Consider the following 25,119-nt stretch of genomic DNA (forward strand, 5'->3'; position numbering starts at 1 on the left):
AACGCCCGGTTACATTCCGAACCCGGAAGCTAAGCCTCATAGCGCCGATGGTACTGCAGGGGGGACCCTGTGGGAGAGTAGGACGCCGCCGAACTTCTTTTAATAGCCGTGGCTCCTGGATTAAATTCCAGGAGCCACGGCTTTTTTGTTTTCCGGGGGGCCGGAGCGGTCGGCACCCCTCCGCACCGACGTGCCACAACTGAGGGTAAGGTCAGGGGGCATCATTGGCTCTTTCCCACAGGAGGCCCCCGGGTGGAGGTCCAGGAGACCCGGGTCCAGACGGACCGGGTCCTCACCATCCCGAACATCCTCAGCATGGCGCGCCTCGCCGGCGTACCTCTCTTCCTGTGGTTGATCCTCAGGCCCGAGTTCGGCGGGCCCAACAGCGACGGCTGGGCGCTGCTGGTCCTGGCGCTCAGCGGCGTCAGCGACTACCTCGACGGCAAGCTCGCACGCCGCTGGAACCAGATCAGCAAGCTCGGCCGGCTGCTCGACCCCGCGGCCGATCGGCTCTATATCCTCTCGACGCTGGTCGGCCTGACCTGGCGGGAGATTCTCCCGCTCTGGCTGACCGCGGCGCTGCTGCTGCGCGAGCTGGTCCTGCTGGTGATGGTCGGGATCCTCAGGCGCCACGGCTATCCGCCGCCCCAGGTGAACTTCCTGGGCAAGGCCGCCACCTTCAACCTGATGTACGCCTTTCCACTACTGCTGCTGAGCGACGCAAGTGGCTGGATCGCCACACCCGCTGCTATTTTCGGATGGGCGTTCGCCGGATGGGGTACAACGCTCTACTGGTGGGCAGGGATCCTATATGTGGTTCAGGTCCGCCGACTTGTCAAGGCGGACAACCCGGCCGATTGAGCTCGCCGATTCGGTGGCTGTAGAGGCTCCATGGGCCCGCATCCGACATGTGCGGGTCCATTCAGGTGGGCTGGTCGGCTAAATCGTCGTCTATTGAGGAGGACGCTTCCGACATGAAGGCCGTCGTGATGGCCGGCGGTGAGGGCACACGCCTTCGCCCCATGACCTCGAGCATGCCCAAGCCGCTCCTTCCCGTGGCCAACCGGCCGATCATGGAGCACGTGCTTCGGCTGCTGAAGAGGCATGGGCTCACCGAGACCGTAGTAACAGTGCAGTTCCTGGCGTCTCTCGTCAAGAACTACTTCGGCGACGGCGAAGAGCTTGGGATGGAGCTCACCTATGCCAACGAAGAGAAACCACTCGGTACAGCAGGCAGCGTGAAGAACGCCGAGGAAGCGCTGAAGGACGACGCCTTCCTCGTCATCTCAGGTGATGCTCTGACGGACTTCGACCTCACCGATCTGATTGCCTTCCACAAGGAAAAGGGCGCGCTTGTCACCGTCTGTCTGACGCGCGTACCCAATCCGCTGGAATTCGGCATCACCATCGTCGACGAAGAAGGAAAGGTCGAGCGCTTCCTCGAGAAGCCGACCTGGGGGCAGGTCTTCTCCGACACGGTGAACACGGGCATCTACGTCATGGAGCCCGAAGTCTTCGACTACGTCGAGGCCGATGTGCCGGTCGACTGGTCCGGTGATGTCTTCCCGCAGCTCATGAAGGAAGGCAAGCCCGTCTACGGCTACGTCGCCGAGGGCTACTGGGAGGACGTCGGCACGCACGAGAGCTACGTCAAGGCGCAGGCCGACGTTCTCGAGGGCAAGGTGGACGTCGAACTCGACGGCTTCGAGATCTCTCCCGGGGTCTGGGTGGCGGAAGGGGCCGAGGTACACCCCGACGCCGTACTGCGCGGGCCGCTGTATGTCGGTGACTACGCCAAGATCGAAGCGGACGTCGAGATCCGCGAGCACACCGTCGTGGGCTCCAACGTCGTGGTGAAGAGCGGCGCGTTCCTGCACAAGGCCGTCGTGCACGACAACGTCTACATCGGACAGCACAGCAACCTGCGGGGCTGCGTCGTCGGAAAGAACACCGACATCATGCGCGCGGCCCGTATCGAGGACGGCGCGGTCATCGGCGACGAGTGCCTCGTCGGTGAAGAATCGATCATTCAGGGCAACGTCCGGGTCTACCCCTTCAAGACCATCGAGGCCGGCGCCTTCGTCAACACCTCGGTCATCTGGGAGTCCCGTGGTCAGGCGCACCTCTTCGGGGCGCGTGGGGTCTCCGGAATCCTGAACGTGGAGATCACGCCCGAGCTTGCCGTGCGCCTCGCCGGCGCGTACGCGACGACCCTGAAGAAGGGTTCCACCGTCACCACCGCGCGTGACCACTCCCGAGGCGCGCGAGCGCTGAAACGGGCGGTCATTTCGGCGTTGCAGGCCAGCGCCATGGACGTACGAGATCTGGAGAATGTGCCGCTGCCCGTCGCGCGGCAGCAGACGGCCAGAGGAAGCGCCGGCGGAATCATGATCCGGACGACGCCCGGGGTGCCGGACTCCGTCGACATCATGTTCTTCGACGGGCAGGGTGCGGACCTCTCGCAGGGCAGCCAGCGGAAGCTGGACCGGGTCTACGCGCGCCAGGAGTACCGGCGGGCCTTCCCCGGGGAGATCGGTGACCTGCACTTCCCCTCCAGCGTCTACGACTCGTACACGGGGTCGTTGCTGCGGAACGTCGACACCACCGGCGTCGCCGAGTCGGGGCTCAAGGTCGTCGTCGACGCGTCCAACGGTAGTGCCGGGCTGGTGCTGCCGAGCCTCCTCGGCAAGCTCGGGGTGGACGCGCTGACCATCAACCCGGGGCTCGACGAGTCGCGGCCCACGGAGACCGCCGACACTCGCAGGGCCGGGCTCGTCCGGCTCGGGGAGATCGTCGCGTCCGCCAGGGCCGCCTTCGGCGTCCGGTTCGACCCGGTCGGTGAGCGGCTGTCGCTCGTCGACGAGAAGGGACGGATCGTCGAGGACGACCGGGCGCTGCTGGTCATGCTCGACCTGGTGGCCGCCGAGCGGCGCAGCGGGCGGGTGGCGCTGCCGGTGACGACGACGCGTATCGCCGAGCAGGTCGCCGCGTACCACGGGACGCAGGTGGACTGGACGACCACGTCGCCCGACGACCTGACGAGGGTGGGCCGGGCCGACTCGACCATCTTCGGCGGTGACGGGCGGGGCGGCTTCATCGTCCCCGAGTTCAGCGGCGTCTTCGACGGCACCGCCGCGTTCGTGCGGCTCATCGGGCTTGTCGCGCGTACGCAGCTCACCCTGAGCCAGATCGACGCGCGTATCCCGCGGGCGCATGTGCTGCGGCGCGACCTCGCCACTCCGTGGGCGGTCAAGGGTCTCGTCATGCGGCGCGTGGTGGAGGCGGCCGGCGAGCGGTCCGTGGACACCACCGACGGTGTGCGGGTCGTGGAGACCGACGGGCGGTGGGTGCTCGTGCTGCCCGATCCGGCCGAGGCCGTCACCCATCTGTGGGCCGAGGGCCCCGACGACGCGTCCGCCCAGGCGCTGCTCGACGAGTGGTCCACGGTGGTGGACAGCGCGGGTCGCTGACCTTTCCGAGCGCCGGGGGGGGGGCCCCCCCCGGGGGGGGGGGGCCGCCGGGGGGGGGGGGGCGGCGGCGGGGGGGCGCGCGGGGGGGCGGGGGGGGGCGGCCCCCCCGCGCCCCCCCCCCCCCCCCCCCCCCCCCCCCCCCCCCCCCCCCCCCCCCCCCCCCCGCGCCGGTGGGGCCATTCGGAGGTAGCGCCCCCGACGTGCGACGATGTGCGGCATGCCGCAGCAGCCCCCCATTCGGAGCACCCCCTCGCGCCCCCGGCGCCCGGACGCCTCCATGTCGCTGCTCACCACGGTCATGGACCACAGCCTGGACGAGGGGTACGCGGAGGCGGCCGCCCGTAAGAAGGCCAGCGGGGACAGCGGTGTCCCGCGTCCGCTGCGGGCCAAGCTCGGGCTCGCGGCCGGGCTCGTGCTCGCCGCGCTGGTGGTGACCGTGGGGGCCGCGCAGGCGCGCATAGAGGCGCCGGTGCTTGCGAAGGAGCGCGAGGAGCTCATCGACCGCGTCGAAGAGGCGACGGCGGGAGCCGACCGGCTCGAGGACGACGTGGACGAGCTCCGCGACGACGTCGGCGAGCGGCAGCGGGCCGCGCTGAAGCAGCACGGCGGCAGCCAGGGCGAGTTGCTGGGACTTCTCTCCGGAGCGACGGAAGCCCAGGGGCCCGGCGTGAAGCTCGTCGTGGACGACAAGAAGCAGGCCGACCAGGGCGGCGGCGGGCCGCGCGAGAGCTCCGGTTTCTCCGACACCGGACGGGTGCGCGACCGCGACATGCAGCGGGTCGTCAACGGCCTGTGGCAGTCGGGCGCCGAGGCGATCTCGATCAACGACCAGCGGCTCACCGCGCTGTCGGCGATCAGGGCCGCGGGTGACGCGATACTGGTCGACAACAGACCGCTGGTGCCGCCGTATACGGTGCTCGCGGTGGGCGACGGGAAACGCATGAGCACCCGTTTCCAGAACAGCCGCGACGGTCAGTACCTGCATGCTCTGCAGGAGAACTTCGGCATCCGGACCAGCATCTCCGTGTCGGAGGAGCTCCGGTTGCCGGCTGCGCCGAGCACGACCGTACGTACAGCAGAGCCGAAAGCAGGAAAGGGCACATCGTGATCGCCGTACTGGGCCTCGTCGTGGGAGTCGTGGCCGGATTGTTGGTTCGGCCCGAGGTTCCGGCGGTGGTCGAGCCGTACCTCCCGATCGCCGTGGTCGCGGCTCTCGACGCCGTGTTCGGAGGGCTGCGGGCGATGCTCGACGGCATCTTCGACGACAAGGTGTTCGTGGTGTCGTTCCTGTCGAACGTGGTGGTGGCCGCGCTCATCGTCTTCCTGGGCGACAAGTTGGGCGTCGGTGCCCAGCTGTCCACCGGCGTCGTCGTGGTCCTCGGCATCCGGATCTTCTCCAACGCCGCGGCGATCCGCCGGCACGTCTTCAGGGCGTGACGCCGATGAGTGCCGACGAGAGGCCCGAGTACAACCGGCGCGAGGAACTCCCCGCCGAGGTCCCCAGCGTGCCCGAGAAGCCCGCGCCCGCCGAGCCCGAGGGGAAGCCGCAGCTCACCGGCCGTCAGCGGCTGGCACAGGGCCTGTGGCCGCCGCGGGTGACGCGGCCCCAACTCATCGTCGCCCTGCTGCTGTTCGTGCTGGGGCTCGGTCTGGCCATCCAGGTGCGGTCCAACAACGACAGCAGCGCGCTGCGCGGCGCGAGGCAAGAAGATCTCGTACGCATCCTCGATGAACTGGATGACCGTACCGAGCGTCTGGAAGAAGAGAAGCGACGCCTCGAGGAACAGCGGACCGGACTGGAGAACAGTTCGGACCAAGCCGAGGAGGCGCGCAAGCAGACGGTCGAGCGGGAGCGGCAACTCGGCATCCTGGCAGGCACGGTGGCGGCCCAGGGGCCCGGCATCACGCTGACCATCGAGGACAGGAAAGGGGCGATCGAGGCGGACATGCTGCTCGACGCCATTCAGGAGCTGCGCGCCGCGGGCGCCGAGGCGATCCAGATCAATGACGTACGTGTCGTGGCGAGCACCTATCTGTCGGACGCCGGCAGCGGTGGCGTACGGGTGGACGGCCGCAAGGTCGGCGAACCGTACCTCTTCAAGGTGATCGGCAAACCGCAGGATCTCGAACCTGCGCTGAACATCCCGGGAGGCGTGGTGCAGACTCTGGAGAAGGAGCAGGCCACGGTCACCGTGGAACGCTCGGAGAAGATCATCGTTAACGCCTTGCGACCTGCGAAGCGGCCTGACTACGCTCGGTCGTCCCCCCAGTGAGGGGCGGACGCATGAGGGCCGTCGGGCGAGGGCATGAGGTTGCGGGGGGTCGGCGCACCGGAAGCGTGGTGCGTGGTGGAAACTGTTTGGTGGCCACGGACGTTGTGAGGATGTCTGGCTCACCGATGAATGCCGGTGTGTGCAATCAGGGTTCGTCCTGCCCCACGGGCGGGTCTGTTTCGGTCAAGGGGAATCGCCCGTGAAGTTGTTTGCGAAGTTGTTCGGCAAGAGCGCACGTGAGGACAGCGGCAATCCGGCCACTGCCCGGCACCGTGCCCCGCGCCATGGAGACGCCGAGGAGCAGGGCGCAGGGCGCCCGATGTTCCGCGACCAGGTCGCTGGTCCAGGCGGTGACATTTCGGGCGGACAGGGCGCGTCATCTGTTGACCCTGCCGGTCCCGGCCGCATAGGTTTCGGAGAACCTTCAACCTCAGGTGCGGGTGGAGGGTACACCTCCGACCCGTACGCATCGAATGCCCCTGCGGGGCAGCCACGGCAGGAGGACCCGTCCATGGCGCTGGTGTGTACGAGGTGCGGTAACCGAAACGCCGAGGCGAGCCGGTTCTGCTCCAACTGCGGTGCGCCGCTGCGGGCCGGGGCCGCTCCGGAGCGTGCTTCGGAGACGACCTCGACGATCTCCATCTCGGGCCTCGAGGCCTACGACGCCGAGGCGACGGGCACCAACCCGTCTCCCGCGCTCTCCCCGGAGGCGCAGGCGGCCGTCGACGCGCTGCCGCTCGGCTCGGCGCTCCTCGTGGTGCGCCGGGGTCCGAACTCGGGCAGCCGTTTCCTGCTCGACGGCGAGCTGACCACGGCGGGGCGTCACCCGCAGAGCGACATCTTCCTGGACGACGTGACGGTGTCGCGTCGCCACGTGGAGTTCCGTCGTCTCGGGGACGGTTCCTTCACCGTCGCCGACGTGGGCAGCCTCAACGGCACGTACGTCAATCGGGAGCGGATCGACTCGGTCTCGCTGTCGAACGGCGACGAGGTGCAGATCGGCAAGTACCGACTGGTCTTCTACGCGAGCCAGCGGGCCGTCGGCATCTGACTGTCCCCCAGACGCCGTCTGGGGGTATTCCCCAGGGAAGGTCCATGCTTCAAACACCGAGGGGCGGTGCCGGCAGCGGCACCGCCGCCGCGGACCGCCGGCTGATGAGCATCGGTACCGTGCTGAACGAACTGCGTGCCGAATTCCCCGAGGTCACGATCTCCAAGATCCGGTTCCTGGAGTCCGAGGGGCTCATCGAGCCGCAGCGGACCCCTTCCGGCTACCGGAAGTTCAGCCCGGCGGACGTCGAGCGGCTCGGTCACGTCCTGCGGATGCAGCGGGACCACTACCTGCCGCTCAAGGTCATCCGTGAGCACCTCGACGCGCTGGAGCGCGGCGAGCGGCCCCCGCTGCCGTCCCTGGGACGTCAGGGGGACGCCGGCGACGCCCAGGGCCTCGGCGAGGCCGAGGGGCCGACGGCGGCCCGTGTGGGCCGTGACGAGCTGCTGGCCGCCGCCGAGATCGACGAGGGACAGCTCGCCGAGTGGGAGACGTACGGCCTGGTCGCCCCGTTGCCGGACGGCGGGTACGACGCGGAGGCCGTCACGGTCGCCTCGCTCGTGGTCGAACTCGGCAGGTTCGGAATCGAGCCACGGCACCTGCGGGCCATGAAGGCCGCCGCGGAGCGCGAGGCCGGCCTCGTCGACCAGGTGGTCGCACCGCTGCGGCGGCACCGCAATCCGCAGACCAGGGCCCATGCCGAGGCCCGTACGAAAGAGCTGGCGGGCCTGACGGGGCGGCTGCATTCGGCGCTCGTGCAGACGGCGCTCGGCATCAGATTGCCCTGACTCGCCCGGTCCCGTCCGGTACTCGGCGGGTGCCCGACTACCCAAACCTGCCAGCCACGTCCTAGGGTTGCTGTGTGAACGAGCTCGACGTCGTAGGTGTCCGGGTCGAAATGCCCTCCAACCAGCCGATCGTGCTCCTGCGTGAAGTGGGAGGCGACCGGTACCTCCCCATCTGGATCGGACCAGGTGAGGCGACCGCCATCGCCTTCGCGCAGCAGGGCATGGCACCCGCACGGCCGCTGACCCACGACCTGTTCAAGGACGTGCTGGAAGCGGTGGGCCAGGAGCTCTCCGAAGTGCGCATCACGGACCTGCGGGAAGGGGTCTTCTACGCCGAGCTGGTCTTCGCCAGCGGCGTCGAGGTGAGCGCGCGCCCGTCCGACGCCATAGCGCTTGCGCTGCGCACCGGCACGCCGATCTTCGGGAGCGACGGCGTCCTGGACGACGCCGGCATCGCCATCCCGGACGAGCAGGAGGACGAGGTGGAGAAGTTCCGCGAGTTCCTCGACCAGATCTCGCCCGAGGACTTCGGCACCAACAGCCAGTGAGCCGCTTCCGGCGGCCCGCGTCGGACCATTCGGCTAGCCTTTCCCCGCGGTGAGGTACGGGAAACCACTCTCAGGGTGATTATCACTCGGCGTGCCGAGTGTGGCGATCGTTGACGAGCCCCTGGCGACTGCCTACCGTCGAGAAGGCAGGTCAAGGAGGGAGGTCGGCGTGAGAAGCAGCGGCGACGGTACGGCGATGGGCGGTCCGTACCCGCTCCACGGCGGCGCGGCCGGTCACTCTCCGACTCGACCGATGGCGGTCCAGGGGAGCGGGGACGCGACGTCCGAGCATTCCGAACAGGTCGGCTACCGCGGTCCCACCGCGTGCGCGGCCGCGGGCATCACCTACCGGCAGCTCGACTACTGGGCCCGTACGGGCCTGGTCGAGCCCAGTGTGCGGGCCGCGGGCGGCTCCGGGACGCAGCGGCTCTACAGCTTCCGTGACGTCGTCGTCCTCAAGATCGTGAAGCGGTTCCTCGACACCGGGGTCTCGCTGCAGAACATCCGTACGACGGTCCAGCACCTGCGGGAGCGCGGGTTCCGCGACCTCGAGCGGATGACGCTGATGAGCGACGGCGCCACGGTCTACGAGTGCACGACGTCCAGCGAGGTCCACGAGCTGCTCCAGGGCGGCCAGGGCGTCTTCGGGATCGCCGTGGGGGTCGTCTGGCGCGACGTCGAGGCCGCGCTGTCCCAGCTGCACGGCGAGCGTGTCGACACCGGCGAGACGCTCATCGGGCACAACCCGGCCGACGAGCTGGCCAGAAGGCGCAACAAGGCGGTCTGAGGCCGCGTTGTCAGTGGCGTAGGGCAGCATCAGAGGTGTGAGAAGCGCCCCGACCATCCTGCATCTGGACATGGATGCCTTCTACGCGTCCGCGGAGCAGGCCGCGAAGCCCAGTCTGCGTGGAAAAGCCGTGGTCGTGGGCGGGCTCGGGCCGCGGGGTGTGGTGGCCACCGCTTCCTATGAAGCGCGGCGGTTCGGTGTGCACTCGGCGATGCCCATGGGGCAGGCGCGCAGGCTCGCGCCGAACGCCGCGTATCTCGTGCCGCGCTTCGGGTTGTACCGGGAGATCAGCGAGCAGGTGATGGGGCTCCTGCGGGAGCTGTCGCCGCTGGTGGAGCCGCTCAGCCTGGACGAGGCCTTCGTGGACCTGGAGGCCGGCGGGGTCGCCGACGACGAGGCGTCGGCCAGGGCCGTCGGAGAGCGGTTGCGGGCGGACATCAAGGCCGTGACGGGGCTCGCCGGGTCGGTGGGGCTCGCCGTCTCCAAGATGCTGGCGAAGATCGCCTCGGAGGAGGCCAAGCCGAACGGACTCGTGCTGATCACCCCGGGCACGGAGCGCGCCCTTCTGGGGCCGATGTCCGTGCGGACGTTGCCCGGAGTGGGGCCTGCTACCGGTGATCATTTGCGGCGGGCCGGGATCACGACGGTCGAGGAGCTCGCGGAGGCGGGTGAGGACGAGCTCGTACGGCTGCTGGGGAAGGCCCATGGGGGCTCGCTGTACGCGATGGCGCTCGCGCACGACGAGCGGCCCGTGGTGGCCGAGCGGGAGTCGAAGTCGGTCAGTGTCGAGGACACGTACGACGTGGACATCCACGACCGGGTGCGGGTCAGGACGGAGGTCGGGCGGCTCGCCGAGCGGTGTGTGCAGCGGCTGCGGGCGGCCGGGCACTCGGGGCGGACCATCGTGCTCAAGGTGCGGCGGTTCGACTTCTCGACGCTGACGCGGTCGGAGACGCTGCGCGGGCCCACGGACGACCCCGGAGTGGTGCGGGAGGCCGCGGCGCGGTTGCTGGAGTCCGTGGACACCACGGGGGGCGTGCGGCTCCTCGGAGTGGGCGTCACGGGCCTCGCGGACTATACGCAGGAGGATCTCTTCGCGCAGGCGCAGGCGGCCGAGGCGGCCCTGGCCGGTGACGAAGGGGCGAGGGAGGAGGGCGGTGTGGTCGCGGCAGGGGAGGTCGCCTCAGGTGATCCGGAGGGGGAGCGGGGCGAGGAGCCGGAGGTGCCGGTCGAGCGGAGGTGGGCGGCCGGGCACGATGTGCGGCACGCCGAGTACGGGCACGGCTGGGTGCAGGGGAGCGGCCTGGGCCGGGTGACGGTGCGCTTCGAGACGCCGGATTCGCCGCCGGGGCGGGTGCGGACGTTCCGGACGGACGACCCGGATCTGGTGTCCGCTGAACCGTTGCCGCTGGTTTCGGGTCCGATGGGTCAGGGGGCTTCCGTGCCGGCGATCCGGCCGAAGTCCTGGTCGGGAGGGGGTGGGGACGGCGGGGACTTCGGTGGTGTCGTGTCCAGGCCGTAGTGGTGGTACAGCTGGAGTTCCTGCTCGGGGGAGAGGTGGCGGCCCACTCCGAAGTCCGGGGCGTCCTTGATCAGGGCGCGTTCGAACGGGATGCGGAGGGTTCCGTCCTCGGCCAGTTCGCTCGGCTCCAGCGGGACGAAGGCGTCGCGGCTGAACAGGCCGGTGCGTATGGCGGCCCACTCCGGGGCGCCGGTGGCGTCGTCGAGGTAGACCTCGTCGATCGTGCCGATCTTGGTTCCGTTCCGGTCGAACGCCTTGCGGCCGATCAGGTTGCGCGGATCGATATCGGTCTGCACGGGCCCTCCAGCTGGTCGCGGCTCGTCGGAAACGGGCGTAACTCATCTTTAATCATTCGTAGTCACTACGAAAGAGCACTTCGGGGCAGGTGGCCACTCGAGGGAACGGCCGGGGTCCTCGCTGGTAGGCTGGCGCTTGGCTGCTGACCCCGTGCGGGAGAGCTCTCCGGAAGGCACTTCCCGGAGGCGCCGAAGGAGCAAATCCTCCCCGGAATCTCTCAGGCACCCGTACCGCACGGACGAGGTCACTCTGGAAAGCAGGGCGGGCGTCGGGCGGGCACGTTCGGAACCCTTCCTCACCGACGGTGAAAGCAGATCTGTCGACAGGCGGGCCTGTGAAGCTCTCAGGTTGAGATGACAGAGGGGGAGGCCGTCCGGGTACCCGCGCCGTGGTACCCCTCGCAGGTCGTGCAGACCAGGAGGCCTCCGCAATGACTGCCACCCATCGCATCCCGCTCTCGGAGCTTGAGCAGGGCATCCTCTTCGAGCAGCGGCACATCGGGCCCGATGCGGAAGCGTGCGCCAAGATGCTCGCCCAGGTCGGGTACGGCTCGCTCGACGAGCTGACGGCCGCCGCGGTGCCGGATGTGATCAAGAACGCCGAGGCGCTGGACCTGCCCGGCGCGCGCTCGGAGGCCGAGGTGCTCGCCGAGCTGCGCTCCCTCGCCGACCGGAACCGGGTTCTCGACTCCATGATCGGACTCGGGTACTACGGCACCTTCACGCCGCCGGTGATCCTGCGGAACGTGATGGAGAACCCGGCCTGGTACACGGCCTACACGCCGTACCAGCCGGAGATCTCGCAGGGCCGGCTCGAGGCGCTGCTCAACTTCCAGACCATGGTCGCCGAGCTGACCGGCCTGCCCACCTCCGGGGCCTCGCTCCTCGACGAGGGCACGGCGGCCGCCGAGGCCATGGCCCTGTCGCGCCGCATGGGCAAGGTCAAGAACGGCGTGTTCGTCGTCGACGCCGACGCCCTGCCGCAGACCATCGCCGTCATACAGACCCGCGCCGAGCCCACCGGCGTCGAGGTCGTCGTCGCCGACCTGAGCGAGGGCCTGCCGGCCGAGGTCGCCGAGCGCGGCGTCGTCGGCGTACTCATCCAGTACCCGGGCGCCTCCGGTGCCGTACGCGACATCAAGCCGCTCGTCGACCAGGCGCACGAGCTCGGTGCCGTCGTCACCGTCGCCGCCGACCTGCTCGCCCTGACGCTGCTCACCTCGCCCGGCGAGCTCGGCGCCGACATCGCCGTCGGCACGACGCAGCGCTTCGGTGTGCCGATGGGCTTCGGCGGGCCGCACGCCGGTTACATGGCGGTCCGCGAGAAGTTCGCGCGCAGCCTGCCGGGGCGGCTCGTCGGTGTCTCCGTCGACGCCGACGGCAACAAGGCCTACCGGCTCGCGCTGCAGACCCGTGAGCAGCACATCCGCCGCGAGAAGGCCACCAGCAACATCTGTACCGCTCAGGTGCTGCTCGCCGTCATGGCCGGAATGTACGCCGTTTACCACGGGCCCGACGGCCTGAAGGCCATCGCGCGGCGCACCCACCGGTACGCGACGCTGCTCGCCGCCGGTCTCACCGGGGGCGGTTACGAGGTCGTCCACGGCGCCTACTTCGACACGCTCACGGTGCGGGCGCCCGGCAAGGCCGAGCAGCTGGTGGTCACCGCCCGCGAGGCCGGCGTCAACATCCACCTCGTCGACGCCGACCACGTCTCCCTGTCCTGTGACGAGACGACCACGCGCCGGCAGCTCAGCGCGGTCTGGGGCGCCTTCGGTGTCGACGCCGACGTCGAGGCGCTCGACGCCACCGTCACGGACACGCTGCCCCAGGGCCTGCTGCGCGGCGACGACTACCTGACACACCCGGTCTTCCACCAGTACCGCTCCGAGACGTCGATGCTGCGCTACCTGCGCAAGCTCGCCGACCGGGACTACGCGCTCGACCGCGGCATGATCCCGCTGGGCTCCTGCACCATGAAGCTCAACGCGACCACCGAGATGGAGCCTGTCACCTGGCCCGAGTTCGGCCAGCTGCACCCCTTCGCGCCCGCCCAGCAGGCGCAGGGCTACCTCACGCTCATCCGTGAGCTGGAGGAGCGGCTCGCCGAGGTCACCGGGTACGACAAGGTCTCCCTCCAGCCCAACGCCGGTTCGCAGGGTGAGCTGGCCGGACTGCTCGCGGTCCGCGGTTATCACCGGGCCAACGGCGACGAGCAGCGCACCGTCTGCCTCATCCCGTCCTCCGCGCACGGCACGAACGCCGCGAGCGCCGTCATGGCGGGCATGAAGGTCGTCGTCGTGAAGACCGCCGACGACGGCGAGGTCGACATCGCGGACCTGCGCGCCAAGATCGAGAAGCACCGCGACGAGCTCTCCGTGCTGATGATCACGTACCCCTCGACGCACGGCGTCTTCGAGGAGCACGTCGCCGACATCTGCGCGGAGGTGCACGAGGCCGGCGGCCAGGTGTACGTCGACGGGGCCAACCTCAACGCGCTGGTGGGCCTCGCCAAGCCGGGCCACTTCGGCGGCGACGTCTCGCACCTGAACCTGCACAAGACCTTCTGCATCCCGCACGGCGGCGGCGGTCCCGGCGTCGGCCCGGTCGGTGTGCGCGAGCACCTCGCGCCGTACCTGCCCAACCACCCGCTCCAGCCCGCGGCCGGTCCCGAGACCGGTGTCGGTCCGATCTCCGCGGCGCCGTGGGGCTCCGCCGGCATCCTGCCGATCTCCTGGTCGTACGTGCGCCTCATGGGCGGCGAGGGCCTCAAGCGCGCCACCCAGGTCGCGGTGCTCTCCGCCAACTACATCGCCAAGCGCCTCGAGCCGCACTACCCGGTGCTCTACACCGGTCCTGCGGGCCTCGTCGCGCACGAGTGCATCGTCGATCTGCGGCCGCTGAGCAAGGCGACCGGTGTCAGCGTCGACGACATCGCGAAGCGGCTCATCGACTACGGCTTCCACGCGCCGACCATGTCGTTCCCGGTCGCCGGAACGCTGATGATCGAGCCGACGGAGAGCGAGGACCTGGCCGAGATCGACCGGTTCTGCGAGGCGATGATCGCCATCCGCCGGGAGATCGAGAAGGTCGGCTCCGGCGAGTGGGCCGCCGAGGACAACCCGCTGCGGAACGCGCCGCACACCGCCGCCGCGCTGAGCGGTGACTGGGAGCACGGCTACAGCCGCGAGGAGGCCGTCTTCCCGGCCGGCGTGGTCGCCGCGGACAAGTACTGGCCGCCGGTGCGCCGCATCGACCAGGCGTACGGCGACCGGAACCTGGTCTGCTCGTGCCCGCCGCTGGATGCGTACGAGGACTGATGCCCGCGCCCGTGTGAGGCGGGCATGTGGCGGGGCCGGTTCGGAGATTTCTCTCCGGGCCGGCCCCTCGTCTGTTCGGATGTGCGGTGGTGCGCTGCTGCGGATGTGCGTGCGGTGCGGTCGCGCGGATGTGCCGTCGGTGCTCAGGCGGCTGTCATGACCTGGTCGGTGCCCAGCGGTCGGTGCGGGGCGATGATCTGGCCGTCCGGCAGCAGCTCACCGGTGTCCTCGAAGAGCAGGACACCGTTGCACAGCAGGCTCCAGCCCTGCTCCGGGTGGCTCGCCATGAGGAGCGCGGCTTCCCGGTCGGCGGAGTCGGCTGTCGGGCACGCGGGTTGGTGCTGGCACATGGAAGGGTTCTTTCGCTGCGATGAGATGGGTGTGACGTCGGTCCTGTGGCTCGATGCGGTGTTCATGACCGCCCCCCGTTTGTAGTCGGTCCGATCCCAGTGTTGCCCTCCGGGCGTCAATCCGCAGGGATTTTGCCGCAGCGGCTCCTACTGCTTAATGACGTATCACCCGCCCGGACGGTTCAGCCCAACTTCCCTGTCTCTTCGGGTGGTTCGGGGTGGCCTGACCGGGCTAGTCCACCTGGGTGGGCAGCACTGTGCCCCGCGGCCGGGGGCGGCGGGGCACAGGGGGCGGCGGCGGTCCTTTCAGGCGGGTGAGCTCAGCAGCGGTGCCGGTGTCAGGCGGTGGTTGAGCATCGGCAGCAGCTCGGCGACGCGGTGCGGGCGGTGGGCCGCGATGCCGGGCGGGGCGGGTGCCAGCGGCACGAGCAGGTCGGTGGCGGCGAGGGGGCCCTCGGCGCCGTCGTCCGTGCAGTCCCGGTGCAGCCAGAGCGTGAGCATATAGAGCTCCGGCACGGAGAGCAGCCGCGGCTGGCAGGGCATCGGCATGGCTTCGGCCTGTCGCAGGGCGCGCTCCGTGGAAACTATGTAAGGCCCTTCGAAGAAGTGGGAGAACGCCCAGCCGTCCGGAGTGAGCATCGTGTCGGCCGCGGCGACGGCGCGCTCGCCGCAGCGGATGAGGAAGCGCCAGCCGGCGAGGCGGGTGGGCGAGGTGCCCTCGGGGGTGAGGCGGTCCAACACGTGGACCGGCAGCGGGAGTTCGGGGGTCGCGGGTCCCTGTGCGGTACGCAGGGACGGCGTGCGGGCCTCGCGTACGGCGGTGGGGGAACCGAGTGCCGTGAGGACGCTGCGCAGGGCGGGCGCGGGAGCCGGGGGGACATGCAGCGGCATGGTGGGTCGCCTCTCTCATTCGACAGGCACAGTGGAGCGGGGGCAGGTGCGTGACGGCGCTGTCAGCTCTGGGTCAGAGGGGCGGGGGCCGTTGCCGCGAGCGCCAACTCTCTGCCTAGATTGCGCAGTTTATACGAGACGTGTTCGAGCAGTGTTTCATCTAGGCGCTGCGCATATTACGAGCAAGGACTTAATGAGTCGTCCTTTTGAGGCCTTTCTCCCGATTTCGCAGGGGCTCGGCCACCATGACCTCGGATTTCTCCGTCAACGCGGTCGGCCGATTTCTGCCGGTGCTTTTGACCAGGCGCATCGGAAGGGAATCTTCACCCTGCCGCATGCCTGGTGAATGTGCCGGACCCCAACTGTGCCGAGCATACCGGCAGGTGGACCCGCAGGGGGCGTTACCGATCACATTGCCTGGGCATCATCACCCGTACACAGCGGCCGGATCCCGTGGCTGCCCGACCGAGGAGGGACCCTTCGATGGGGGAGAAGGTCGCGGCGGGCACGTTCGACCTGGCTGATCGGCACCACTTCCGCGGCAAGCTCCGCGAGTGTCTCGCGGGGCTGGAGCGTTTGCTGGAGGAGCAGCGATTCGATCGGCCCAAGAATCTGATGGGCATGGAGATCGAGCTGAATCTCGCCGGGCCCGACGGGCTGCCGAGGATGTTGAATGCGCAGGTTCTGGAGCGCATCGCGAGCCGGGATTTCCAGACGGAACTCGGAATGTTCAATCTGGAAGTGAACATTGCCCCGCACCGGCTCGGCGGACGCGTTCTCGACCGGCTCGCCGAAGAGCTGCGCACGGGTCTCAACTATGCCCACAGAAAAGCCAAGGAGCTCGACGCCGGCATTGTCATGATCGGTATTCTGCCGACGCTCGACCGCGCCGACATGGTCTCCGCGAACCTCTCCGACGTCGACCGCTACGCCCTTCTGAACGAGCAGATCGTGGCGGCGCGCGGCGAGCGCTTCGCCCTCGACATCCAGGGCGTGGAGCGGCTGACCTGCACCTCCGCCTCCATCGCGCCCGAAGCGGCGTGCACCTCCGTGCAGTTGCACTTGCAGGTCACACCGGGCCGCTTCGCCGATGTGTGGAACGCGGCGCAGGCGATCGCCGCCGCGCAGATCGCCGTGGGGGCCAACGCGCCGTTCCTGTTCGGCCGTGAGCTCTGGCGCGAGTCGCGCCCGCCGCTGTTCCTGCAGTCCACCGACACCCGGCCGCCCGAACTGCAGGTCCAGGGCGTGCGGCCGCGCACCTGGTTCGGGGAGCGGTGGATCACCGAGCCGCTGGAGCTCTTCGAGGAGAACCTGCGCTACTTCCCCGCGCTGCTGCCCCTGATGGAGGAGGAGGACCCACTGGGCGTCCTCGACGCGGGCGGGGTGCCGCGGCTCGGCGAACTCGTCCTGCACAACGGCACCGTGTACCGCTGGAACCGCCCGGTGTACGGCATCGCGGACGGCGTCCCGCACCTGCGGGTGGAGAACCGCGTACTGCCCGCGGGCCCCACCATCACCGATGTCATCGCCAACGCCGCCTTCTACTACGGGCTCGTGCGGGCGCTCGCCGAGGAGGCACGGCCCGTCTGGTCCCGGCTGCCGTTCGAGGCCGCCGCCGAGAACTTCGACGTCGCGTGCCGGCACGGCATCGACGCGACGCTGCGGTGGCCGCGGCGCGGCAGGCTCGGCGGACTCGTCGAGGTGCCGGCCGTCCGGCTCGTACGCGACGAGTTGCTGCCGCTCGCGGCCGCGGGGCTCGACGCGTGGGGCGTGGAGGCTGCCGACCGGGATCTGTACCTCGGCGTGATCGAGGAGCGGTGCAGGCGGCGGGTCAACGGGGCGTCGTGGCAGACGGCGACGTACCACCGGGCCCTGGAGGCCGGGATGACCAGGGAGAAGGCGCTGGCCGCGACCACCAGGCGGTACTGCGTACTGATGCACGAGGGCGAGCCGGTGCACACGTGGCCCGTGGGTCTCCGGGAGCCGGCGGTGCCGCTGCGGTGACGGGACGGATGGGGCTGGCAGAGCTGACGGGACGGGCAGGGCTGATGGGACTGGAGGGACTCAGCCCTGGCTGCTGCCCGCCTCCATGATCGCCTTGAGGATGACCGCGTGGATCTGCGCCGGGTCGTCCACCTGGTGGCCGGAGCCGCCGGTCGCCGCGGCGATCTGCTGGACCTCGTCCTTGTCCGCCTCGGGACCGACGGCGATGGCGATGATCGGCACCGGCTCCTTGGGCTCGGCGAGGTCTTCGAGCTGCGCGATGAGGGAGCTGCGCGAGATGCTGCCGGGGTCCTGGTTGGCGCCGTCGGTCAGGATGACGAGGGCGTTGAACTTGCCGCTCGCGTACGTCGACCGGGCTTTCTTGTAGGCGGCGAGCGTCGTGTCGTACAGGCCGGTGGCACCGCCCGGCACGGGCTGCAGAGCGCCGAAGGCCGCGGACAGCTTGTCGCGGTGGGTGGCGCTGCCCTTGTGGTCGCCGAGGCGCCGGGTCGGCTGCAGCTCGCGGTAGTCGCGGGTGCCGTCGAGGCGGGTGGCGAACTCCCACAGGCCGATCTCGTCCTCGTCGGTGAAGCCCGCGAGGGCTTGCAGCAGTGAGGCCTTGGTGACCTCCATACGGGACTGGTCGCGGCCGGGGACGAGCTGCCGCATGGACTCCGAGGCGTCGACGACGGTGCTGAGACGGGCGCTCTGCACCGTGATCGTCCACATGCCCAGGGTCTCCTGGAGCTGCTTGTCCGAGGGCGGATCCGTGGCCTCGCCCGCGTAGGGCTGCGGGGTGCGGCCGCCGGCGGCGGCGACCAGCTTCTCCGACGGCCGGTCGGGGTCGGTCCTGAAGCCGTGCTCCGTCAGGATCCGGCGGCCGTCGTCGTCGCTGAACATCGTCATGAAGCGCAGGGCGGCGCGGCTGGTGTCGGTGGACATCCGGTCGTCCTCGACGAGCGTGTACGGATAGTCGAGCCGGGGCGAACCGTCCTCGGGGTAGAACAGATCGAGGCTGGCCTCCGCACCCGCCGAGGCGTTGTGCGCGTACGCGGCCTGTTCGGAGAGGATCACGGCCTGGTTGCGGCGCGGATTGCCCTGTTCGGCGCCGGAGCCGTCGCGGGCCAGGGTGTCCAGGAGCCGGCCGTCGCTGTCGGTCGTGCGGGTGGCCAGGGCTTTCGCCAGGGCGGCCGCCCGGGTGTCGCCGTCCTCGCCGCCCTGCTTCTTCGCGGAGGCGCCCAGCTTGGCCAGGGCGAGCAGGCCGGTCGCGCTGCGTGCGGGGTCGGCGGCGCCCAGGCGCAGGTCGTCGCCCTTCATGGCGGCCGCGGTCAACTGCGGCCAGTCGTACGTCTTCTTGGGCCAGCCCAGCGACTCGCGGCGGACGGGACCATGCCGATGCCGACGGGTGAGGAGGCTATGTTGCCCGCAGGGGAGATCTTGGCCTGTCTGGCGCCGAGACCGACGCGCTGCACCCACAGGTCGGAGTCCGGCACCCACACGTCGTACGCCGACTTGTTCCTGCCCGCGCGGAGTTCGGCCGCGACCTTGTACGAGTCGCGGGCGGTGACCCGCACGTCGATGCAGTGCCCGTCCGAGGTGATCTCCTTCTCCCGGGCGTCGTCGGCCGCCTCGCGCAGGGCGGGGGCCACATCGGGGGCGGCGACGACATCGAGGCGTACCGCGTCGTCGCCGCAGGTGCCGCCGAAGGAGAGCAGTCCGCCGCTGACCGCGGCCGCCGCGCCGCCCGCGACCACGAGGACGAGCGCCGTGGTGATGGCGATCGTGCGGCCGCGCGCCCGCGGCCGGGGGTCGGCCGCTGCCGTTCCGCGCTCATCGGGCAAGCTGTGACGTCCCATGGCGGTGGTGCCCCTCCTTGAACGGTGAAGCAAGGAAAGAGGGGGCTGTACGCCCACAACCGGCGTCCGTCCCCCTCGGCCTGTCGCGCACGATCTTCGTAAGTCTTTTCGAGACCCTAGCGGGACGAGGATGGGGATGAGGCGGGATTACTCAACTGGAGGCGTAAGTGCAAGCGGAGCCGGGGCCGATGGCCAGTTCTTTTCCGGCGGACGGACCTTCGCGGCGGACCCTGCGGGACGAGACGCTGCTCGTTCTGGCCGTCTCGCTCGGGGCCAGCGGTGTGTCCGCGCTGATCAGCTTTGTGGGGTCGGTCACCAGACCGGGCGGCCTCAAGGACCAGGCGGCCACGCTGAACGCGTCGGAGGCACCGGGCCGGCCGTGGCTTGATCTCGCGTGGCAGCTGTTCGGAATCACGACCGCGTTGGTGCCGGTCGCCCTGGTCGCGCACTTCCTGCTGCGGGAGAGGGCGGGGCTGCGGACGCTCGGGTTCGACCGGACGCGGCCGTGGCCGGACCTGGGGCGCGGCACCGCGATCGCCGCGGTGATCGGCAGCACGGGGATCGCCTTTTATCTGGCGGCCCGTGGGCTCGGCTTCAATCTGACCGTGGTGCCCGAGGCGCTGCCCGACGTGTGGTGGAAGTATCCCGTCCTCGTGCTGTCCGCGGTGCAGAACGCGGTACTCGAGGAAGTCATCGTCGTCGGGTACCTGCTGCGCAGAATGGGGCAGTTGGGGTGGACGCCGATGGCCGCGTTGGTCGGCAGTTCGGTGCTGCGCGGCTCGTACCACCTGTATCAGGGCATCGGCGGGTTCATCGGGAACATGGTGATGGGAGTGGTCTTCGTGCTGCTCTATCGCAGGTGGGGCCGGGTCGGGCCGCTGGTCGTTGCGCACTCCCTGCTCGACATCGGGGCGTTCGTGGGGTACGCGCTGCTCGCGGGGAAGGTGGGGTGGCTGCCTACGGCTTCGTAGGCAGCGCCCGGGTCGGTGGTGGGGGGGGGTGCTGGTGCGGTGGCCTGCCTCAGGGCCTCAGGCGAAGAGCTCGCCCTCGATGACCGTGACCGCGTGGCCGGTCAGGAGGGTGCGGTCGCCGCGGAGCCGGGTGCGGACCAGGCCGGTGCGGGCCGAGGCCTGCAGGCCGGTCAGGTCGATGCGGCCGAGCCGCTCGGACCAGAAGGGGGCGAGAGCGGTGTGGGCGCTGCCCGTCACCGGGTCCTCGTCGATGCCGACGCGCGGGAAGAATCCGCGCGAGACGAAGTCGTAGCCGCCGGAGGGGTCCTCGGCCCGGGCGGTGGCGATGATGCCGCGCTCGGAGTGACGGATGAGGGCCTTGTGGTCCGGGGTGAGCGACCTGACCGTCTTCTCGTCGGCGAGCTCGACCAGCAGGTCGCCGGTGTTCCGGCCCGTGTCGTACGCGGCGAGCGGCTCGGCGCCCAGGGCCTCGGCGACCCCGTCGGGGACGTCGGTCGCGGTGAGCGGGGCGGTCGGGAAGTCGAGGGTGAGCGTGCCGTCCTCGTGCGCGGTCGAGGTGAGGACGCCGCTGCGGGTGGCGAAGCGGACGGTGCCCGAGGCGGTGCCGGTGGTGTGCAGGACGTGGGCCGTGGCCAAAGTGGCATGGCCGCAGAGGTCGACCTCGGTGGCGGGCGTGAACCAGCGGAGCGCCCAGTCGGCGTCGCCGCCCGCCGGGAGCGGGTGGGCGAAGGCGGTCTCGGCGTGGTTGACCTCCCTGGCCACGTGCTGCAGCCAGGTGTCGTCGGGGAAGGCGTCCAGGAGCAGGACCCCGGCCGGGTTGCCGGCGAAGGGGCGGTCGGTGAAGGCGTCGACGATGCGGATGCGGTGAGGAGTCGGCATGGGGACAACGGTAGAGGGCCGCTGAGTAGCTTTGGTAAGGCCAATCCGGGGCGGGTGGACTGGTTTTGTGGACTGGTCCACTTCCGGGTGGGGCGCCGTGCCGTTTGACCTTGACACGGTGACAAGGTCTTCACTGCGGTCGAGGAGGTGGTCCCGATGACCATGCCGAAAGAGAACACGGATGCGGGTACGAATACGGGTGCGGGTGCGGATACGCACACGGACGCGGCGCGAGCTCTCCGGGGGCTGGAGAACAGCAGCCCGTCGGTGCGGCTGCAGGCGGCGCTGGCGGTCGGCACGAGCCCGGACCCGCGGTTCGTCGACCGGCTCATCGAACGGTGTGCGGTAGAGCCCGAGTTCTACGTACGGGAAATGCTGACGTGGGCGCTCACGCGGCACCCGTCGGACCTGACGGTCCCCGGGCTGATCGACGAACTCCGTTCGGTGGGCACGCAGGCCCGGAGCCAGGCGCTGCACACGTTGTCCAAGGTCGCGGACCGGCGCGCGTGGCCGGCGATCACCCGGGCGCTGCTGACCGACGCCGACGACGAGGTGGCCCGGAGCGCCTGGCGAGCGGCGGTCGTCCTCGTGCCCGAAGGGGAAGCGGCGGAGCTGGCCGAGGTGCTGGCGACGCAGTTCGGGCGCGGTGGCCGTGAGACGCGGTTGAGCCTCAGCCGGGCGCTGATCGCGCTCGGTGAGGTCATCGTGCCGACGCTGCGCGCCGCGGCGAAGGACCCCGACCCTCGCGTACGCCAGCACGCGATCGCGACGGAGCGGTTGTTGCGCGACCCGGATGCCGGGTTCGAGTTCGCGGTCGAGGAGGCGAAGCGCGTCGTGGCCCTCGGCGTGAGCGGTCAGGAGGAGTCTTAATCCGTGCTGACAGGAGGAGTCTCCCATGTTGATCGGTGATGTGGCGCGACGGTCCGGGGTCAGTGCCCGCATGCTCAGGCACTACGACACGCTCGGTCTGGTGCGGCCGACGGGGCGTACCGGTGCCGGCTATCGGGAGTACTCCGAGGACGACATCCGGCGGATCTTCCATATCGAGAGCCTGCGGTCGCTGGGGCTGTCGCTGCGTGAGGTCGGGCGCGCGCTCGACGATCCCGGCTTCACGCCCGCGGAACTCGTCGACGACCTCGTCCGCCAGACGCGGGAACGCATCGCCGCCGAGATGGAGTTGCTGACGCGGCTGCGGCGGATCGGGGCCGCGGAACCCGACGACTGGGAGGACGTCCTCCAAGTCACCGCCCTGCTTCAGGGGTTGGGTTCGAAAAGCGCGGGGGCTCGCCAGCGCGCGGCCTTGTCCTCGGTCGAGGAGGCGCCGGTGCCGGTGGAAGCGCTGGTCGAGGCGGTGCTGAACGAGACGGATCCGTATGTCGCCGGGGCTCTTCGGTGGGCTCTGGCGCAGTCGGCCGGGGACGGAGGCGGGGACGGAGGTGGGGGCGGAGGCCGGGGTGAAGGTGATGGGGAGGAGAGCGGTGGTGGACTGGCTCTGCTGGCGGAGGGGCTCGGCTCGCCGGCGGCCGAGGTGCGCAGGCGCGCCGTCCAGACCGTTGCCGCGCTGGGTGACGGCGAGGCGGTGACCGCGCTGCTGCGGGACGCCCTCGGCCACCCGGACCTCGCGGTCCGCGGGCGTGCGGCGCTCGCGCTCGGGGCTCGCGGAGAGGCCGACGCGATCCCGACGCTCATCGACATGATCGTCGGTGAGGTGAGAGGCGTTGGCGGGGTGAAGGGCAGCGGTGAGGCGGAGGGTGTTGGCGGGGTGAAGGGCGGCGGTGAGGTGAACGGCGTCGGTGAGGTGGAGGGCGTTGGCGGGACGAAGGGCGTTGGCGAAATGAATGGCGTCGGCGAAATGAATGGCGTCGGTGAGGTGAACGGCGTCGGTGAGGTGGAGGGCCTTGGCGGGGCGAAGGGCGTTGGCGAGATGAACGGCGGCGGTGAGATGGAGGGCGTTGGCGAGGTGAACGGCGTCGGCGAGGTGAGCGGCGTTGGCGCGGTGAACGACGTCGACGCGGCCGACGCGTTGGCCGCGCTGGCGAGCGACCCCGCGCTGGCGGACCGCATCGCCGCCGGGCTCGTCGCGCGCGTAACCCATGGCGCCGTGGATCCGGCCGCCCGTCGACGGCTGACACAGGCGCTCGCGGACATCCCGGGCGCCACGACGTCGCGTGCTCTGGAGCACCTGTCCGGTGACGAGGACCGTGCGGTCGCGTTCACTGCCCGGTACCTCCTCACACGGCGGGGGGAGCGGTGAGCTGCCCGTCCATGCGGTTGATGAGGCTGTACCGGATCACTCGCTGACCGTTCGGGACCAGCTGGGCGTCACGACTTGTCGGTGGGGGCACCGATCCAGCGGTGATACGCGCCCATGTCGACGTTGCTGCCACACACGATGGTGGCTACGTGCCGGCCGGCGAAGCGGTCACGGTCTTCGAGGATCGCCGCGACGCCGAGCGCGGCCGACGGCTCGACGACGAGGCCGGCGTGGTCGAGGAGCATCCGCATACCGGCGATGATCGACGCCTCCCGGACCAGGACGGCATCGTCGGCGACCAGAAGAAGGTCGTCCAGGACGGCCGGGATGGGAAACCGGCCGGCGACGCCGTCAGCGATGGTGTCGGCCGAGTCGGTGGTGACGACGCGCCGTTGGTGCCACGAGCGTGTCATCGCCGGTGCGCCCGACGGCTGGACACAGATCACCTCGACACCGGGCGCCAGGGCCTTCACCACATGCCCCACACCGGTGGCCAGCGCCCCGCCGCCGAGAGCGATCAGGACGGCGTCGAACGACGGCACGGCATCCACCAATTCCAAGCCGATGGTTGCCGCGCCCTCGCAGGTCTCGATGTCCAGACTGTCCTCGACCAGCCGGATGCCCTCGTGGCGCGCGATGGCCGCGGCCCGCTCGCGCGCCAGCTCGTGGTCGCCGTCCACCAGTTCGAGCCTGGCGTCCAGTGCGCGGATGCGGTCGAGCTTGGCCCGCGTGGCGAAGCGGGATGCTACGACGGTGACGTCGAGTTCCCGGCCACGCCCGGACCAGGCGAGCGCCTGTCCGAGGTTGCCCGCGCTCGCGCACACCACGGCTCGCGAGCCGTCGTCGGCGAGCCGGCCCGCGACCACCTCGGTGCCGCGGGCCTTGAAGCTGCGGACCGGATTCGCCGTTTCGAGCTTGATGCTCACCGTGCATCCGAGGTGGGGCTCCAGCGCCTCGCAGCGATACAGCGGAGTGTCGAGAAACATCGGGTCGATCACCCGGCGAGCGGCTCGGATCCGGGCGGTGTCGAGGCGCGTCTCCTGCACGGCACAGCAGCGTAGCGCCGCCGGCTGACGAAGGCGGCGCAAATGAGGAGGGTTGCCAGGCGATCGCTCCCGATATATCGTTGAGGCATCGCGACAGGTTCGCGACTGATCAAAGGCAAGTGATGTATCGAGAAGTGACGAGAAGTGACAAGGAGTGATCGCCATGCGTTCCCATGGTTTTGAACACGAGCACGGGCGCGGACACGGACACAGCCACGGGCATGGCCGCCGCGGCGGTCCCGAGGGCCGCGAGGGCCGCGAAGGGTTCGGCGGCTTCGGGGGCTTCGAAGGGCGGCGCGGCGCGTTCGGCCCGTTCGGTCCCGGCTTCGGTGGGCCCGGTGGCCCTTGGGGCGGTGGCCGTGGCGGGCGTGGCGGTCCGCGTGGCAGGGCCCGGCGCGGTGACGTACGCGCGTCGATCCTGGCCCTCCTGAAGGACCGGCCCATGCACGGCTACGAGATGATCCAGGAGATCGCCGAGCGCAGCGGCGGGGCGTGGAAGCCGAGCCCCGGTTCGGTCTACCCGACCCTGCAGCTGCTGGAGGACGAGGGCCTGATCAGCAGTGCGAGCGAGGGCGGCAAGAAGCTCTTCTCGCTCACCGACGACGGCCGCGAGGCCGCCGGTGAGGGCCCCGAGGCGCCTTGGGAAGAGGCCGGACGCGGGGTCGACTGGGAGACGCTGAACGAGATCCGGCAGGCCGGGTTCGGTCTGATGGAGGCGTTCGGCCAGGTCTGGAAGACCGGCAGCAAGGAGCAGCGCGACAAGGCGCTCACGGTCATCAACGACGCCCGCAAGAAGATGTACCTGATCCTCGCCGATGAGGACTGAGGTGATGG

The 25,119-nt window shown here is 70.1% G+C and carries 21 protein-coding genes, 1 rRNA gene, 1 pseudogene and 1 riboswitch; of the genes and pseudogenes, 17 read left to right on the forward strand and 6 right to left on the reverse strand.

What is annotated here, in order from left to right; genetic code table 11:
- From rrf to ACI2L3_RS32740, 11 genes are all read left to right on the forward strand, one after another.
- Positions 1-94 (forward strand): 5S ribosomal RNA (rrf, locus tag ACI2L3_RS32690); the annotation flags it as partial.
- Between the two features lie 158 nt (positions 95-252).
- A complete protein-coding gene (locus ACI2L3_RS32695; RefSeq protein WP_362995195.1) occupies positions 253-861 on the forward strand; it encodes a CDP-alcohol phosphatidyltransferase family protein in 609 nt (202 codons plus the stop codon).
- Positions 862-974: 113 nt separating this feature from the next.
- Positions 975-3,470: a sugar phosphate nucleotidyltransferase gene (locus ACI2L3_RS32700; RefSeq protein WP_404756026.1), complete on the forward strand. Its 2,496-nt coding sequence runs from the start codon at positions 975-977 to the stop codon at positions 3,468-3,470.
- A 208-nt stretch (positions 3,471-3,678) separates the two neighbouring features.
- Positions 3,679-4,578 carry a DUF881 domain-containing protein gene (locus ACI2L3_RS32705; protein WP_404756027.1) on the forward strand — a complete coding sequence of 300 codons (900 nt, stop codon included), beginning with the start codon at positions 3,679-3,681 and terminating at the stop codon, positions 4,576-4,578.
- A complete protein-coding gene (locus ACI2L3_RS32710; protein WP_003988855.1) occupies positions 4,575-4,907 on the forward strand; it encodes a small basic family protein in 333 nt (110 codons plus the stop codon). The genes ACI2L3_RS32705 and ACI2L3_RS32710 overlap by 4 nt, the downstream gene beginning before the upstream one ends.
- Before the next feature lie 5 nt (positions 4,908-4,912).
- Positions 4,913-5,743 (forward strand): DUF881 domain-containing protein, encoded by an 831-nt coding sequence (locus ACI2L3_RS32715; RefSeq protein ID WP_404756028.1) that lies wholly within the window; start codon positions 4,913-4,915, stop codon positions 5,741-5,743.
- 199 nt (positions 5,744-5,942) lie between these two features.
- Complete coding sequence (locus tag ACI2L3_RS32720) at positions 5,943-6,794, forward strand: FHA domain-containing protein (RefSeq protein WP_404756029.1); 852 nt, start codon at positions 5,943-5,945, stop codon at positions 6,792-6,794.
- 44 nt (positions 6,795-6,838) lie between these two features.
- Positions 6,839-7,582: a MerR family transcriptional regulator gene (locus tag ACI2L3_RS32725; protein WP_404756030.1), complete on the forward strand. Its 744-nt coding sequence runs from the start codon at positions 6,839-6,841 to the stop codon at positions 7,580-7,582.
- 74 nt (positions 7,583-7,656) lie between these two features.
- On the forward strand, positions 7,657-8,130 hold the full coding sequence (locus tag ACI2L3_RS32730; RefSeq protein WP_063795355.1) for a bifunctional nuclease family protein: 474 nt from the start codon (positions 7,657-7,659) through the stop codon (positions 8,128-8,130).
- Between the two features lie 169 nt (positions 8,131-8,299).
- The gene (locus tag ACI2L3_RS32735; protein WP_404756031.1) at positions 8,300-8,917 is read left to right on the forward strand and encodes a MerR family transcriptional regulator; all 618 of its coding nucleotides are present in this window, start codon (positions 8,300-8,302) and stop codon (positions 8,915-8,917) included.
- Positions 8,918-8,954: 37 nt separating this feature from the next.
- Positions 8,955-10,439, forward strand: a complete 1,485-nt coding sequence (locus tag ACI2L3_RS32740; protein WP_404756032.1) for a DNA polymerase IV — start codon at positions 8,955-8,957, stop codon at positions 10,437-10,439.
- Here the strand turns inward: ACI2L3_RS32740 and ACI2L3_RS32745 are convergent.
- Positions 10,346-10,735: a PRC-barrel domain-containing protein gene (locus ACI2L3_RS32745; RefSeq protein ID WP_404756033.1), complete on the reverse strand. Its 390-nt coding sequence runs from the start codon at positions 10,733-10,735 to the stop codon at positions 10,346-10,348. The genes ACI2L3_RS32740 and ACI2L3_RS32745 overlap by 94 nt on opposite strands.
- A gap of 144 nt (positions 10,736-10,879) precedes the next feature.
- Positions 10,880-10,979, forward strand: a riboswitch (glycine riboswitch).
- 187 nt (positions 10,980-11,166) lie between these two features.
- Here ACI2L3_RS32745 and gcvP point away from each other — a divergent pair.
- On the forward strand, positions 11,167-14,055 hold the full coding sequence (gene gcvP / locus ACI2L3_RS32750) for an aminomethyl-transferring glycine dehydrogenase (protein WP_404756034.1): 2,889 nt from the start codon (positions 11,167-11,169) through the stop codon (positions 14,053-14,055).
- Between the two features lie 143 nt (positions 14,056-14,198).
- Here the strand turns inward: gcvP and ACI2L3_RS32755 are convergent, their stop codons facing one another.
- Both ACI2L3_RS32755 and ACI2L3_RS32760 read right to left on the reverse strand, forming a co-directional pair.
- Positions 14,199-14,405 carry a DUF5999 family protein gene (locus ACI2L3_RS32755; protein ID WP_362995214.1) on the reverse strand — a complete coding sequence of 69 codons (207 nt, stop codon included), beginning with the start codon at positions 14,403-14,405 and terminating at the stop codon, positions 14,199-14,201.
- Between the two features lie 306 nt (positions 14,406-14,711).
- A complete protein-coding gene (locus ACI2L3_RS32760) occupies positions 14,712-15,296 on the reverse strand; it encodes a hypothetical protein (protein WP_404756035.1) in 585 nt (194 codons plus the stop codon).
- 483 nt (positions 15,297-15,779) lie between these two features.
- On the opposite strand from ACI2L3_RS32760, the gene ACI2L3_RS32765 reads away from it, so the two are divergent.
- Positions 15,780-17,300 (forward strand): glutamate--cysteine ligase, encoded by a 1,521-nt coding sequence (locus tag ACI2L3_RS32765; protein ID WP_404756036.1) that lies wholly within the window; start codon positions 15,780-15,782, stop codon positions 17,298-17,300.
- Positions 17,301-17,360: 60 nt separating this feature from the next.
- Here the strand turns inward: ACI2L3_RS32765 and ACI2L3_RS32770 are convergent.
- Positions 17,361-19,135 (reverse strand): annotated as a pseudogene (locus ACI2L3_RS32770) (substrate-binding and VWA domain-containing protein).
- A 167-nt stretch (positions 19,136-19,302) separates the two neighbouring features.
- Between ACI2L3_RS32770 and ACI2L3_RS32775 the strand changes: the two are divergent.
- Positions 19,303-20,106 carry a CPBP family intramembrane glutamic endopeptidase gene (locus ACI2L3_RS32775; RefSeq protein WP_404756037.1) on the forward strand — a complete coding sequence of 268 codons (804 nt, stop codon included), beginning with the start codon at positions 19,303-19,305 and terminating at the stop codon, positions 20,104-20,106.
- Between the two features lie 57 nt (positions 20,107-20,163).
- On the opposite strand, the gene ACI2L3_RS32780 is transcribed toward ACI2L3_RS32775, so the two are convergent.
- Complete coding sequence (locus tag ACI2L3_RS32780; protein ID WP_404756038.1) at positions 20,164-20,985, reverse strand: PhzF family phenazine biosynthesis protein; 822 nt, start codon at positions 20,983-20,985, stop codon at positions 20,164-20,166.
- A 156-nt stretch (positions 20,986-21,141) separates the two neighbouring features.
- Here ACI2L3_RS32780 and ACI2L3_RS32785 point away from each other — a divergent pair, with 156 nt between their 5' ends.
- On the forward strand, positions 21,142-21,855 hold the full coding sequence (locus tag ACI2L3_RS32785; protein WP_404756039.1) for a HEAT repeat domain-containing protein: 714 nt from the start codon (positions 21,142-21,144) through the stop codon (positions 21,853-21,855).
- Positions 21,856-21,880: 25 nt separating this feature from the next.
- Entirely contained in the window at positions 21,881-23,239 is a 1,359-nt protein-coding gene (locus ACI2L3_RS32790; RefSeq protein WP_404756040.1) for a MerR family transcriptional regulator, read from the forward strand.
- A gap of 68 nt (positions 23,240-23,307) precedes the next feature.
- Here ACI2L3_RS32790 and ACI2L3_RS32795 read toward each other — a convergent pair whose 3' ends face one another.
- Entirely contained in the window at positions 23,308-24,285 is a 978-nt protein-coding gene (locus ACI2L3_RS32795) for a threonine/serine dehydratase (protein ID WP_404756041.1), read from the reverse strand.
- A gap of 163 nt (positions 24,286-24,448) precedes the next feature.
- Between ACI2L3_RS32795 and ACI2L3_RS32800 the strand changes: the two genes are divergently transcribed.
- A complete protein-coding gene (locus ACI2L3_RS32800; RefSeq protein ID WP_404756042.1) occupies positions 24,449-25,111 on the forward strand; it encodes a PadR family transcriptional regulator in 663 nt (220 codons plus the stop codon).
- Positions 25,112-25,119: the final 8 nt, after the last annotated feature.

The organism is Streptomyces sp. NPDC029674 (assembly GCF_044903205.1).
Classification (GTDB): Bacteria; Actinomycetota; Actinomycetes; order Streptomycetales; family Streptomycetaceae; genus Streptomyces.

What these genes read in the sequence shown, in the direction of transcription:
- ACI2L3_RS32700 (WP_404756026.1), top strand. Translation starts at nt 975, where the DNA reads ATGAAGGCCGTCGTGATGGCCGGCGGTGAGGGCACACGCCTTCGCCCC.
- ACI2L3_RS32705 (WP_404756027.1), top strand. Translation starts at nt 3,679, where the DNA reads ATGTGCGGCATGCCGCAGCAGCCCCCCATTCGGAGCACCCCCTCGCGC.
- ACI2L3_RS32715 (WP_404756028.1), top strand. Translation starts at nt 4,913, where the DNA reads ATGAGTGCCGACGAGAGGCCCGAGTACAACCGGCGCGAGGAACTCCCC.
- ACI2L3_RS32725 (WP_404756030.1), top strand. Translation starts at nt 6,839, where the DNA reads ATGCTTCAAACACCGAGGGGCGGTGCCGGCAGCGGCACCGCCGCCGCG.
- gcvP (WP_404756034.1), top strand. Translation starts at nt 11,167, where the DNA reads ATGACTGCCACCCATCGCATCCCGCTCTCGGAGCTTGAGCAGGGCATC.
- ACI2L3_RS32755 (WP_362995214.1), bottom strand. Translation starts at nt 14,405, where the DNA reads ATGTGCCAGCACCAACCCGCGTGCCCGACAGCCGACTCCGCCGACCGG.
- ACI2L3_RS32760 (WP_404756035.1), bottom strand. Translation starts at nt 15,296, where the DNA reads ATGCCGCTGCATGTCCCCCCGGCTCCCGCGCCCGCCCTGCGCAGCGTC.
- ACI2L3_RS32765 (WP_404756036.1), top strand. Translation starts at nt 15,780, where the DNA reads ATGGGGGAGAAGGTCGCGGCGGGCACGTTCGACCTGGCTGATCGGCAC.
- ACI2L3_RS32780 (WP_404756038.1), bottom strand. Translation starts at nt 20,985, where the DNA reads ATGCCGACTCCTCACCGCATCCGCATCGTCGACGCCTTCACCGACCGC.
- ACI2L3_RS32785 (WP_404756039.1), top strand. Translation starts at nt 21,142, where the DNA reads ATGACCATGCCGAAAGAGAACACGGATGCGGGTACGAATACGGGTGCG.
- ACI2L3_RS32790 (WP_404756040.1), top strand. Translation starts at nt 21,881, where the DNA reads ATGTTGATCGGTGATGTGGCGCGACGGTCCGGGGTCAGTGCCCGCATG.
- ACI2L3_RS32800 (WP_404756042.1), top strand. Translation starts at nt 24,449, where the DNA reads ATGCGTTCCCATGGTTTTGAACACGAGCACGGGCGCGGACACGGACAC.